The organism is Methanobacterium paludis (assembly GCF_000214725.1).
Lineage (GTDB): Archaea > Methanobacteriota > Methanobacteria > Methanobacteriales > Methanobacteriaceae > Methanobacterium_C > Methanobacterium_C paludis.
This window is the reverse complement of sequence record NC_015574.1, coordinates 844166-857671: the sequence shown is the minus strand read 5'-3', so window position 1 is coordinate 857671 and position 13506 is coordinate 844166. Positions and strand designations below refer to the sequence as shown.

The following is a 13506-nucleotide window of genomic DNA, read 5'->3' as shown; positions in this document are numbered from 1 at the left end:
AGTGTAGTTCATGATACGTTGAGGACCACTAACGAGGCACTAAAGGAATAACAATAATTTAACCTAGTTCAAAATTATTCAGAGTTTCAGAAAGCTACAGTTTACAAAATGTACAATTTATAGGGAAATATCCTTTTAACTGAGTGGAGGTGAAAAGGTGTTAGTACAATTCGATTTACAGCATTTCTGCTGCGGTCCTAAAGGCTGCCAACTTGAGATAGAATACGGAGAAATGATCGATGTGGAAGATTAAGATTAACTAATCTTGTTTTTCCACTTTTTTAAAAATTTTATTTCTTTTTACTTTACTCCTTTTTTTACTATTTTTTTAAAGTTTTAACTTAGTTTATCCTTATCCTGTTTTAACCCGTTATTATTTTGTTTAATTTAAATATTGCAATTGATAATTCTTATTTTCATTAATAACTAAAGAATATACTTTTTATGAATTTTTTCTTATTAAACCTGTTAAAATCTATTAAAAAAGACGTATAAAATGACGTTATTAAAATGTATTTACTACATTTTGATGACGATTAAGTATATAATGGTAATTTACTATAGTTATTTCTGGTGATATACATGCCAAAATGGGTAAGCGGAAAAGAAGTAAGTGAAAAAGATATAGAAAAATCTTTAAAAGCAATAAAAGAAGATGTATGTTTTAAATGCAGTGAACACAGCGACAAATGCACCATAGCAAAAGCAGCTAGAGATATAAAAGCAATGGAAGAGAAATAGTAGGAGTTAAGAATAAATACACAAATTGCAGGTAACTTAAGGCTATTTCCACTCAAAAATCCAGAAGAGTTATTAACAGCATTTCCTCAAGGAGCAGAAACACCCCACAAGCGTAGTGTTGAACAACCACTGGTGAAACAGGAAAACTACTTAAACCCTGTGATTTTCCATTTAAAAACGCCCCAAGATATTGACATCAATTGAAAGAGAGGGTTTATAACTCTCCTTTCTATTATTTTCTTATAATTAATTAAAAAAAATAAACCAAAGAAATTATTGATTAAAATAAAAAAGTTATTGATTATCCTACTTTTTTCATCTCCAAACTACGCAGCCGGTTTATGGCAGCAGCTAGCTCAAATATTCGAGGCTTAACAAGATTATTAGGATTTTTTCGGCCTTTAAGTGCTAATACGTCCAATCCTTTATTTTCAATGTCTTTTTCAACCAGTTGAAGTACATCGATCAGGGATCTTTTTCCATCCATGTGTTTTTGGGACGCAAAGTAAATTGCGTAGGTTATGGTGCGGGTCTGGCTTGGATCAATGAGCTGCTCAACCTGGGATAAATCAATGTTTTCACCGCCCAGAAGGGCTGTTGAAAGTCCACGGCTGTCCAGTTTAAGCTTCCTTCCTTTGAAAGGTTTTATGCTCTGTGGTTGAGGAGATCTGTGGCCGAATTTAAAATCAGAATTAACTTCCCTTATCCTGTTTATTGGAAGGTCTTCAGCCACTTTTCTGGCTTTTTCAGTGACGTTATGGGGCTTGTAGTTATCCATCATTATTATGGTGTCTGCAACTTCAAAGTAATCTCCTGAGCCTCCCATAACAATTATGGTGGATGTTTCATGTTCTTCATAAAGCTCCCTTACCCTGTCAATGAATGGAGTTATGGGTTCTTTTTCCTTGGCAACCAAACGCTGCATACGTTCATCTCTGATCATGAAGTTGGTTGCTGAAGTGTCCTCATCAAAAAGAAGAAGCTCTGTCCCTGATTCCATGGCTTCAATGATATTGGCGGCCTGAGATGTGGAGCCTGAAGCATTTTCCGTGGAAAATTCGCGGGTATCTGGGCCCATTGGAGGGTTGTGGATAAATGAGTTAATATCTACTTTTTCAACTCTCCTGCCATCTTCTGCCCTTATTTTAACTGCACTATCACGTGTTATCACAAATTCTCTGCCGTCACCGGGTAAATGGTTGTAAACTCCTCTTTCCACAGCATGAAGCAGGGTGGATTTACCATGATATCCTCCCCCCACAATTAGCGTTACACCCTCCAAAATACCCATACCCATAACAGGACCCTTATTTGGGGTTTTAATGGTTACCTCCATAGATTCAGGTGATTTGAATGTAACAGCATGTTTCATTGGCCTGTCTGAAACTCCACTTTCCCTGGGCAGTACTGATCCATTGGCTATAAACGCAACAAGTCCCAATTCAGCCAGTTGATTTCTTATATAAGTGGCATCTTCAAAGGTCTTCACTTCTTTAGCAACTTTCTCAGGATTTAAGCTTCTGTAAAAACAGGAATCAGCCACAATTTTTGGGAGAATCTCCATGAACATACTGGCTGCTGCTTTACCAAGAACTCTTCGCCCCCTTGCAGGTAATCCCATTGAAAACCTGATTTCCAGTTTTTGAGGGCTGATATTTACGCAACTTCTCTCCAGGATCTCCTGGGCACCACTGTCAATGCGAAAAACTCCGCTGTGGCCGCTTCCACTTCTTCCTTCACCGTACTTGCCGATGGCATGATGAAATTCCCGGGATATATAATCTTCCAGTGCCACTATCCTATGGAAACTTTTTAAAAATTCAGCTGGAAACGCTGCATCGTTACCTTCAACTTCCACCAGGATAAGTGACGGGCTGGCGAATGGGTCCCTCTGCACATGGTCAATGTATAATTTGAAGTCTCCAAAATCGTAACTTCCTTTAATATCATTATATGCCTTGTAACCCCGTCCATCTATTCTTTTAATGGTTTGGAGAAGTTTTTCCTTCTTTTGCATAGTTTATTTTCTCCTAATATTATCTTAATCTCATTTTTAAGCTATATTTGTTTAGTATTCAAATGATCCTTCACAAATTTATTCAAAATAATCAATAAAAAAAAAACAATCTTCTCATTATAAAATATTCAATTAATCAGCCTTTTCTGGCCATTATTATAAATCCCTTAGTTTTATTTCCATGATAAGTTGTAAAAACTGTTTCTTTAAACATTTCAATCTCAAATCTGGGTTCGATAAGTTCTATTAACTCTTTTTTGGTGTAATGGTGAGCTCTGAAAATTTCAGGGCTTTCTGGACTGCCGTCCTCTGTTACAATAAAAGTTCCCATTTCCCCAGTTTCAGGGAAATCATTAATGTACCTCTTTTTGTAAATGGGATTGTCCCAGCTTTGCCCGAAATCTGCCAGATAAAGAAGTCCACCCCTTTTTAAAACCCTTCGAGCTTCATTTAAAACCATTTTTCTGTGTTCTGCATCAACCAGTGCAGTCATGAAAGCCTGTATCAAACATGCGTCAAATGAACCTTCAAGATAGGGCAGATCTCGTGCATTTGCAACATCAAAACTTACCCTGTTTTTATATAACTCATTGAATTTTTTTGAATGTTTGCGAGCATTCTCTACGGCATTTGAATTAATATCAAAACCAACAACATCATAACCATGTTCCTGCAACTTAAAAGCCATCCTCCCCCACCCACATGCAAAATCAAGAACCTTAGAACCTTTTGGAACCATTTTAAAAAATGAATCATCTAACTGGACTGTTGAAGGAGTTTCTTTTCCCTTAAATTGTTTCCATGGTGCTTCGGGATCCATAATATAAATTGTTCTTTGTTAAGGAAATGATTATCGAATTAAGATAATTGGGGGGGGTGAAGTTTTATCAATTTAGTGTACTTGTTTATCCAAGTAGCAGTGCACTCTGAACACAATAGCTGTGGTTTAAAACCCCAGCTTTAAAAGTAACATAAATATAATGGAAGAGAGCCTATGATTAAGCGATAGGATATATTTTAGTTATTTAGATTTAGTATCTGCCGTGCTTCATATCCCATGTTCTTGAATTTTGAATAGAGGAATTCAATCTTTTCAATCTTTACTTTTATTATATTCAAATTTACAGGCATTTTTTTAATGTATTCAGGGTTCAGGCCCTTAATTTGAAGTACTTTTTCATACTCATCTTCGTCTTTAAGAGTAATAGCAGCGTGGCCTGTTATCTGCATCCCTGCGAGATTGTTCATTCCAGTGTAGTCTTCATATATTGCCATGGAAACCTTATTGTTCAGTAGGATATTGGCAAATTTTTCCCCGCCTTCGCTTAGCAAGTAAATAGACCCATCATGATAATTGTATTCTATGGGTGTTGATCTTACTCTCTCTTTATAAGATGTAGAAAGGGTGCAGGTGTTGTGGCTGAATAAAAATTCTTCTATTTCAGCTTTAAGTTTTGTTTGAGGAATCTTTTCAATCAGTTCATCCTTGATGTTTTTGAGTTCCAGGGCATAATCAATAACATTATCCAGGTTGAATTTATTCATATCTTTCAAATCAAATCCAACCATTTCACTGAACTTTTCAAGAGCTTTAGAGTCTTCATCGGTTAGATCATCAAGTTTTAAAACTCCTCCAAGAGCCCTTAGATTTGAAACATTTCCTATTTCGTTTCCAATTTTTTCAAGACTTTTGTTTCCATCTTTAATATTTAAGCACGTGCAAAATAGGGCTACTTGCCTGTTTTTAAGCCAGTTTAAGTTTTCTTGAACAAATTTTGATACCCTTGGATTTAATTCTCTTTTATATATGGGGGATCCGATGATTATAAAGTCAAAATCTTTAAATTGATCGCTAAATTCACTGGTTTTGCAATAGGAAGCAGGACCCAAAACCAGAGATAAATATTTGCTGACCTTTTCTGTAGTCCCGTACTTACTCTCATAGATAATAAGCGTTTTTTTCATTTTTATCACCCCAAAGTTATTAATCAGATCCAAGTTTGTCATATTTATAAATTTCCTCTTTTCAATTCCATAAACTAATTTTATTACCCAAATACGTTCAAAGTCCGAAAGCTGCTTTAAAACCTGAAAAAACATCTTTGATTGATGTTATTAACGGATTTTTGATATCTTCAGGTTTTTTGAGTTTTTCCAACCTGTCAATCCTGAAATAAATTGGAGGATGCGTATCCCATCTTAACCAGCTGGGAATTCTGCTTGAAGGTTTTCTTTCATAGGCCAGACGTTGATAACCTATCTTACGGAGGGCTTCTGCAAGAACTTCAGGATGTCCTATTTTTATGGCAGATACCAGGTCAGCACGGGCTTCAAAGAACTTGGCAACGAAAAATATTGACCATATAACCACGATAATGTATAAAAATGGCGCTAAGAGTACAATAGGGAGTAAAACTGTTAAACGTAAAATAAATTCCCCTGATACGATTGCAAATAGTATCAGAGGATCTCTTCCCTGCAAATGGCCCAGTTCATGGCCAATTACACTTAATATTTCATCTTCTTTAAGGTGCACCAGAAGACCTGTTGTTATCATCACCACACCTCTGTTCGGGCTGGGACCTGTTGCCGCTGCATTGGGAACCATGTTGTTGGTGATGACAATGTGAGGCATTGGTAGCCCAAATTTATCAACTGCAGTTTCAACTATTTTGTAAACATTTACAACCTTACTTGATCTGTGCTGTGGATTGCATACCATCCCATAACTTTCAAACACATCTTCACCAAGCTCACATGTGGGTTCTTTCCCTACAGCCAGAGATCGCTTGTATATCTCCTTTTTCATCTGCAAAATATCATCTTTATTAAATTTTTCTTTGAACTGGTCAATTTCCCCATTGGGAAGGTTGTACTGCACTATATGGACGTAAGGATTTTTTTCAGTGATTTTCCAGTTTCCTATTCGCTTGAATATTTTATCAGACAGTAAAACTATGCAGAACTGGATAAATATAAATCCAAAAACCCCGTATACTCCAAAAAGTAGGAAAAGAACAATAAGAACAAAAAAGAATACAATGTACAATAAAAGTAAGTTACTTGTTAACATTCTAATTGAAAGCCGTTTTCGAGCGGTAGGAAATTCTTCAGGGATAATATCCTCCCCTTCCACCCATGCAAAGTATAAAGTGGAGTTGTTTATGTTCTCCTCATAAATCTTAACTACAAGGAGAAGATCCTCTCTTAGCTCATCTAAAATATGGTCAGGTGTGTCTGGAGATACCTGCATATCAACAGCGATAGGATTGGACGCCTTGAGCATAACATCCACACTCCATAGTTCCTTATCAAATACTGTAAAGAATAATCCGTTTCTGGTTTTATGGATGTCTTTGAAGTTTTCAGGCTGCCTTTGCAGGTAGTTTCTGGATATAAAATTCAGTATTTCACCAACGTAATCTGATGAAATTTCAACATCCAGTAAAAAAGATTTATTTTTAGACATGCAGAAGAACCTCTAAGTTAATGATCTTAATTTATTAGGATATAAGATTTACAAAAAAAGTACCATATTTTATACAATGTTTACATTTTACTTCAATTAATTACTAGTTCAGTTAGTTAAGATCATGAAACAAAAAAATCTTGAAAAGAGATTTTATAAAGCTTTCTTAATGCAGTATCTAGTTTTAAAATAAAAATTCGTTTTAAAATAAATTTGATAAATAGATTCAATTATTATGTATAAAAAAATGGGATTATAAATGATTAATTTCAAATAAAGGATGATAAATATTTCAATAAAAAAAGGATCGATGAAAAAAGATAATTTCGATAGAAGTTCAATAAAAAAAAGGATATAAGAGTTAGTAGGTTGTACCTAAAAAACTCTTCTCACCTGATTGCTTTCACATTTGATGAAATATTAAATTTCAAAATGTTTCTGCTGTATATTTGTTTACTATTTAACAACTTGCTAATACTGTCATTCCAGGCTTACTTGAAGTTGCCTTGAACAACATGTTGTAGCCGTAGCTTGAGTATGGAACATCTACCCATGCACCATTCTGGTACAGTTGAACTGACCTGTGGTTTGATGAGTATGCTGTGCTGTACTGAACTATTCTTGATGAGATACCTGCTGCTGAAAGTTTGCCGTACAGGTAGTCACTCATTGCCCAACAGTCACCGCTTCCAATCTTTTCCATTGCAGCTGCTGTGCTGGCTGAATGGCTGTAGCCGTACTTTGCTCCACTTGCAAGAATCTCAGAAAGAGTGCTTGAACTTGTGGTTGTAGCTTTTGAAGTTGTAGTTGTAGCTTTTGAAGTTGTAGCTTTGCTGGTTGTAGTTGTAGCTTTGCTGGTTGTAGTTGTAGCTGTAACTTTTGAAGTTGTAGCTTTGCTGGTTGTAGCGTTAGCTGTTACTTTGCTGGTTGTAGCTTTGCATGTTGTAGCTTTACTGGTTGTAGCTTTGCTAGTTGTAGCTTCGCTGGTTGTGTCTGTGGTTGAGTCATTTCCGCTTTGGGAAAGTGTGAATGTTGTGGTACCTGTAAGGTCGTTCATTGCACCTACTGTCTGATCTGCAACCCATCCGTCCACCACTATGTTTGAATCTGTCTGGAAATATTCAACAGCTAGTTTAGTGTAAGGACCAAAGCTTCCATCGATTGCTCCAACGTAGTATCCCTGATTTTTAAGCCATTTTTGTAGTTCTACTACTTTATCTCCGCTATCTCCGATTGATAAACCATAGTCAGAAACTGTATTATTCGTCCCGACTACATTTTGAGTTGAATTGGTACTTACTGTGCTTGCTGAGTCAGCAGCCACTGAAAATGGCAGAACACTGAACATAGCACATAATGCCAATATCAACGAATACTTAATTTTTCCCTTAATCCTATCGCCTCCGTATCCTGATTGTTGTATAACAACAACCGCCTTTTTGGACAACAAACTCTCACTTGAACATCATATATAAATATTGTGGTTTATTTTTCCAAAATAAACCTGTTTAGAGCCCATTTTAGGAAAAAGGGCATGCTTAAACCTTGTAATTATGACCCTTATACAATCACCTCAATCCATGCCTAATTTTACAATTAAACCACCAAATAGAACCAAATCTAAAAAATAAAATCATTGAATGGTTATTTTAGCTAGATCAACCAAGGTCTGAGGATATATAACTACGACAAACGAATTAAATTCAAAAAATGCATCCAAAAATCGATTAAACCTTCAAAAAAAGTAGATTTTTTTATTATAATAAAATTCGCAGAGATTAAAAGCTTTTAGACTTAAATAGGATTAAGTCTTCATATATACATATAACTTTGTATTCCAGTATAATTTTAAGCATTTAGATATTATCTTTTAGATTACTTGAAATTAGAAAAGTTGAATTATTAAAATTAGAAAAAACGAATTATTAATTGACCTTGAGATCGAAGCTCACTGAATTTTGGTATATACTGTATATACAAATATACGGTATATACGGCTTCCAGGATACCCTTGATTTTTTACTTATTTATTAATTAATTATTAATTAATTATTTAATTATTAATTGAATTTTTCTTTACAAGATAAATGGTAGAACATTATTAATTTTAATTAAATAATTAATGTAACCTTTAAAACCAGTTTTCTATTAATTAATCGTTTGTTCAAATTCAAATGTTCTAATTTTTCTATAATCTGCTTTTTTTTCAAGAAACTATATATAACAGTAATTCTTCACAGTAATTGTTCTAAAAACGTTACTATGAAGATATCTTAGCTTAGAATTAATTAAATTTAAAGGAAACAATAGTATGAGCACGTATAAAGCTGAAAATCAAACATATATTTTTTTAAAGAATCCTAAGATGACAAAGACAGTTTTGCTGCTTTCTGGAATGCTGACTATTATGGCAGGAGCCCTGATATCTCCTGACCTTCCAAGAATACAGGCATATTTTGCGGCAGTTCCATCCATTGCAGTGATAACTCCTTTCATTTTGACCATTGTTGCGTTGAGTATAATCATAGTGTCACCATTTATCGGTGGTTTAATTGGTAAGGTGGGTAAACGGAGGATATTTTTAGTTTCATTGGTTTTGTACGCAATAGGTGGAAGTGGGGGGCTTTATTTAGATAATATTTGGGCCATTATGGTAAGTCGTGTAGTGTTAGCTGTGGCTGTTGGTGTACTTACAGTATGTACCATGACGCTTGCAGCCGACTATTTTCATGGCAATGAAAGGCGCGAATTTATGGGATTTTTATCGGCAAGTATGAGTTTAGGTGCTGCGATATTCATATTTGCTTCAGGTTACCTTGCAGATATAGGATGGCGTTTGCCTTTCATGCTTTACCTGTTTTCCCTCATTATTCTTCCCTTTGCATTTCTATTTATCCCTGAAATTAAGGAAGTTACGAAAAAAAGGACAAAAAAAGTTACAGTTGAAAAAGACTCTGCTCATCCAATGCAACAGCGAGCAGCCCTTCTGAATGCTGACACAGTTGAAGTTGATAAACAAGCCCCTCCAAAATCAGAACTCATCTTAATTTTTGTTCTTCCATTTCTTTCAATGGTATTTCTCTACATTATGACTGTTCAGATGCCATTCTACGTTGAAGTACTTGCAGTTGGATCTTCCTTCATTTCTGGAATCATAATTACAGCCATGAACATTCTCCAGACATTCGCTGGAATTTTCTACGGGCGAAGTGTTGAAATAAAACCTGCACATATTTTGGAGGCATTTTTCCTCTTTGAAAGCCTGGGATTCCTTATTATATCCATTGCATCTAGTACACTATTTCTCATTATTGGAGCATCATTCTGCGGTTTTGGAATGGGGATCACAATAGCTGCAAGCAGCACATGGGTTCCATCCATAGCACCGGATAAAGATCGTGATAAATACATCATCGTACTTAACATGATGATCTACTCCGGACAATTTTTATCACCAATAATTGCTATGCCTTTTGTGAATATTTTTGGCTACTCTGCACCATATGGATTCTTTACACAGGTAGGAATATTTTGTCTGAGTATATTCATCATCACTGTGCTGACAAGTCTTATCTCAAGCAAAAAAGGTAGAAGGAACTTCTTCACAGTCAGATCAATTACAGAATGAATGGTGAGTGTGAAATTTCACTTTTTAACTATCCCTACAATTAAAACTGTTCCAATGTACAAATGAAGTGGTAGGGTTGTAATTATGAGTTCTGATAATGAATAGATTAAAAAAAGTGAAATCGTCCTTTATACTGGTGATGAAGGTGCTGCAACTGTTGAAGTACTTCTTAAAGATGAAACTTTGTAATTAACACAGAAAACAATGGCAGAATTGTTTAATGTTAACGTTAGAACAGTTAATGAACATTTGATAAATATCTTTGAGAGTGAAGAATTAAGTGAAACTTCAACTATCCGGAATTTCCGGATAGTTCAAAAAGAGGGTAATAGAAATGTTACTTGAAATACTAATTTTTATAATTTAGATGCTATTATTGCTGATTTTTAGCATTTTCTTTGCATGAAATAAAAATCAAAACAAGATATTTGAATTAAGACTATTAAATTTTAAGAATGGAATTTATAGGTGATTGTATGATTGAAAAGTATGAAAAAGCGGGAAAAATTGTATCAAAAGTTAGAGGAATGGCTGTAGATTACATAGAAGAAGATATGAAGGTATTAGACCTTGTTAAGTTTGTTGAAGGTAATATAACAGAACTTGGAGGGGGAATCGCTTTTCCATGCAATGTTTCAATAAATGAGATCACTGCCCATTACACATCACCTGAAGGAGATGAAACACGATTTAAAAGAGGTGACCTTGTTAAAATTGACCTTGGTGCCCATGTAGATGGGTATATTGCAGATTCGGCCATTAGTGTTCTGGTTGGAATGGATGAAGGGGATTCCCTAGAAAATAGCACCTCTGAAGAAGTTGATCTGCACTTTAAAATGATTGAAACAGCTCAAGAAGCCCTTGGAAATGCCATAAGTACTGTGAGGGATGGTGTGGAGATAGGTAAAATTGGAACAGTAATTGAGGAAACAATAAACAATAAAGGGTTGCAATCTGTATCAGACCTCGCAGGCCACAGCATGGATCAGTGGATACTCCACGCAGGAATTTCAGTTCCCAATGTCAGGGAAAAAAATGATCATAAAATCGAAGAGGGAGACGTTCTTGCAATAGAACCCTTCGTGACCAATGGTGTGGGTCGTGTGGGAGATATGAAAGATGCTTACATCTTTAAATTTCTGCGTGACAGGCCGCTGCGTATGCATCAAGCCAGAAAACTCCTTGATACCATTGAAGAAGATTATGGAAATCTTCAATTTGCAGGAAGGTGGCTTATGGAACGTTTCAACGGTAACAAGAACAGGTTAGCCATGAGAAAGCTTATAGATTCAAGGGCAGTTTATCCTTACCATGTTCTCAAGGAAAAAAGCGATGCATGGGTTGCTCAAGCTGAACATACTGTTATAGTTGAAGCTGATGGATGCCAAATCATAACCGAATGAATTTAAGGATTAACTTACATTTAACCTATTTTTAAATTTTATTTTTAAAATCTATATTGAATAATGCGGGTAAAGTTTCAGCAGAAATTGCAAAAAAGCTTGCATCTAGGGAGTATGAGAAATATCGGAAGATACAGGATCAGGATTATGTTTCTGATTTTGATAAGGAAACGAAGAAATATTTGAATACTTAAATAGTTTCTTGTATATATACTAGGATTGACCATTTTTTTTGAGAAGATTGGTTGATATGTGGGGGAAGTTGATTTTGGGGAATTTCTTTTTCTCTCACGCTAAATTTTACCATAAAAAATAACTTTTTTTATCCAGATTTAACTAAATGTAACATAACATTTATATAAGTAGTAATATAATTGATAAGCATTTTGTTACCTAAAAACTTTGGTGTTGTGAGAAGGGGACCTCCTTTCCTTCTCACTCAAAACTTAATATAAATACTGCTTTTTCCAGTTTAAGGTTCATTTATTTAAAAAAAATGATTAATTTTAATATATATAATTTTACTTATTTTTGAATTTAAAGCTTTATTTGCCCTTATTTTTTGCAGATTCTGAAACTATGAGACAAATTTTAAAATAAAACCAGTTAAATAACAACTTTATATAAGGTCATTTAACAGATAGGCTTTTGGGATGACCTCAACAAAACAACTTCTTTATCTAAAAAATATTTCTTTAAATATTTAAGGGATAGGTTTAAGGTGAGTTCATGAAAGTTCAAAATGAAAACATACAAGAAAAAGGATATTATAAAATTGCAGGAATTATATTATTCATAGGCTCTTTACAGTATCTTTTAGCAGTTAACCTGGCAGAAACTCAGTTTCCAGGTTATAGCATTGCAAAAAACACATTGAGCACACTTGGAGGATCCATACCTCTTGTAGAACCATCAGCCATCATCTTTAATATCAGTGTTATACTTTTCGGAATTTTAAGTCTTGCAGCGGTTTATTTAATCCTTAAAAGTGGTGGTTCCCGCCTTTTCTCAGTTTGTCTTGCTATTTCTTCAGCAGGAGCCATAGGTGTTGGATTATTCCCCCAGTATACTGGAAATACACATCTACTCTTTGCCCTGATAACATTCCTCTTTGGAAGCCTTGCAACCCTATTCAGCTACAGACTAAAATTAAATATCCCTATGGTTATAGTATCCTTAGTAATGGGTTTAATGTCATTTATACTTGTTTTAATATTAATTATCTTAGGTTCTGGAACTGCTAATCCATTCGTCGCATATCTTGGTATTGGGGGCAATGAAAGATTCGTCGCATATCCCGTTATCATATATTTAGCTGCTCTTGGAGGTTACTTAACAAGCAGAGGACAAGACAATTACTCAAACTAAATTTATAAAATAAATTATTCAAAGAGGTCATCCCAATACGCATTTTTTTTGATTTTAGTTTAATGTTTTTTACCTTTTTCATAAGTTTAACTCCTCTTTTTAAATCTAGAAAAGTTATTTCGACTTTGTTTATAAAATTTAACCATATTACTCACTAGAAACATATTAATATGATGTAATTAATTTATGCATATTTATTGAGAAAACTTAATTATAAATGGGGGAACCATATTGGATGCAGAGGAGGATATGGAAGAAATTGTAAAAGAGGTAGTCAAATTAGTTGAAAACAAAACAATAAATGATGTCGCTCTGGGAACAGTGTTAGTTAAGATTGTTGAAAACAAAACAATAGATGATGTGGATGTTGAAATGGCATTATTTAAAAGATTTTTAGTTGATAAAGTGGCCCCTGATTCGGAATATAAAGAATCTTTCGAGGAATATTTAGATTTTACTATAACTAAAATTACAAAAAATCTAGAGCATCAAGATAAAGAAGTTACATTTGACAATGCGTTTCAAGAATATGTTGAATTAGTTGAAAAGGATCATAATTTACTTATTTTACAAGTTTCAGATTTAAAAGAAAAATTTATGTTCTAAAAAGGGTCTATATTCCCAAGGAGAAGAGATTTTATTTTATTTGTTTTATAACTAATTGTTTTAACAGTTGAAAAAGGAATTAATGTTCCATCCCATTTATTATCTTCTTCATATTCAATTTCAATAAATCTATTTTCACCATCTATCTTTATGGTTTTTACATTATTTTTACCCTTTTCAAAGTGTAACTCCTTTTTTAAGTGAGGATCTATCTCCTGGAAAGTTATTTTGACTTTATCTATAGAATTTAACATAATATCGCCCATATAAGATA

General features: G+C 34.3%; 12 protein-coding genes. 6 read left to right on the top strand and 6 right to left on the bottom strand.

Translation table 11 applies throughout. From position 1 onward, the window contains the following. Positions 1–582 precede the first annotated feature (582 nt). Both MSWAN_RS12720 and MSWAN_RS13185 read left to right on the top strand, forming a co-directional pair. Entirely contained in the window at positions 583–741 is a 159-nt protein-coding gene (locus MSWAN_RS12720) for a hypothetical protein (RefSeq protein ID WP_013825318.1), read from the top strand. Between the two features lie 12 nt (positions 742–753). Beyond that, a complete protein-coding gene (locus MSWAN_RS13185) occupies positions 754–945 on the top strand; it encodes an MTH865 family protein (protein ID WP_394295800.1) in 192 nt (63 codons plus the stop codon). Between the two features lie 97 nt (positions 946–1042). Here the strand turns inward: MSWAN_RS13185 and MSWAN_RS03945 are convergent, their stop codons facing one another. From MSWAN_RS03945 to MSWAN_RS12225, 5 genes are all read right to left on the bottom strand, one after another. After that, on the bottom strand, positions 1043–2758 hold the full coding sequence (locus MSWAN_RS03945) for an ABC-ATPase domain-containing protein (RefSeq protein WP_013825317.1): 1716 nt from the start codon (positions 2756–2758) through the stop codon (positions 1043–1045). A gap of 136 nt (positions 2759–2894) precedes the next feature. Further along, positions 2895–3578: a class I SAM-dependent methyltransferase gene (locus tag MSWAN_RS03940; RefSeq protein ID WP_013825316.1), complete on the bottom strand. Its 684-nt coding sequence runs from the start codon at positions 3576–3578 to the stop codon at positions 2895–2897. A 197-nt stretch (positions 3579–3775) separates the two neighbouring features. After that, on the bottom strand, positions 3776–4723 hold the full coding sequence (locus tag MSWAN_RS03935) for a flavodoxin domain-containing protein (protein ID WP_048188261.1): 948 nt from the start codon (positions 4721–4723) through the stop codon (positions 3776–3778). A gap of 97 nt (positions 4724–4820) precedes the next feature. Further along, positions 4821–6227, bottom strand: a complete 1407-nt coding sequence (locus tag MSWAN_RS03930; protein WP_013825314.1) for a M48 family metallopeptidase — start codon at positions 6225–6227, stop codon at positions 4821–4823. Between the two features lie 460 nt (positions 6228–6687). Beyond that, the gene (locus MSWAN_RS12225; protein WP_013825313.1) at positions 6688–7674 is read right to left on the bottom strand and encodes a peptidoglycan-binding domain-containing protein; all 987 of its coding nucleotides are present in this window, start codon (positions 7672–7674) and stop codon (positions 6688–6690) included. A 918-nt stretch (positions 7675–8592) separates the two neighbouring features. Here MSWAN_RS12225 and MSWAN_RS12215 point away from each other — a divergent pair. The 4 genes from MSWAN_RS12215 to MSWAN_RS03900 all read left to right on the top strand — a co-directional run bounded on the left by MSWAN_RS12215 (position 8593) and on the right by MSWAN_RS03900 (position 13232). Beyond that, on the top strand, positions 8593–9855 hold the full coding sequence (locus MSWAN_RS12215; RefSeq protein WP_161597485.1) for an MFS transporter: 1263 nt from the start codon (positions 8593–8595) through the stop codon (positions 9853–9855). A gap of 476 nt (positions 9856–10331) precedes the next feature. Then, positions 10332–11258, top strand: coding sequence for a type II methionyl aminopeptidase (gene map / locus MSWAN_RS03910; RefSeq protein WP_048187892.1), 927 nt, complete (start codon positions 10332–10334; stop codon positions 11256–11258). A 729-nt stretch (positions 11259–11987) separates the two neighbouring features. Further along, entirely contained in the window at positions 11988–12626 is a 639-nt protein-coding gene (locus MSWAN_RS03905; protein ID WP_013825310.1) for a DUF998 domain-containing protein, read from the top strand. A 231-nt stretch (positions 12627–12857) separates the two neighbouring features. After that, entirely contained in the window at positions 12858–13232 is a 375-nt protein-coding gene (locus tag MSWAN_RS03900) for a hypothetical protein (protein ID WP_013825309.1), read from the top strand. On the opposite strand, the gene MSWAN_RS03895 is transcribed toward MSWAN_RS03900, so the two are convergent. Next, positions 13229–13486, bottom strand: coding sequence for a hypothetical protein (locus MSWAN_RS03895; RefSeq protein ID WP_048187890.1), 258 nt, complete (start codon positions 13484–13486; stop codon positions 13229–13231). The two genes, MSWAN_RS03900 and MSWAN_RS03895, sit on opposite strands and share 4 nt — an antisense overlap. Between the last annotated feature and the right edge of the window lie 20 nt (positions 13487–13506).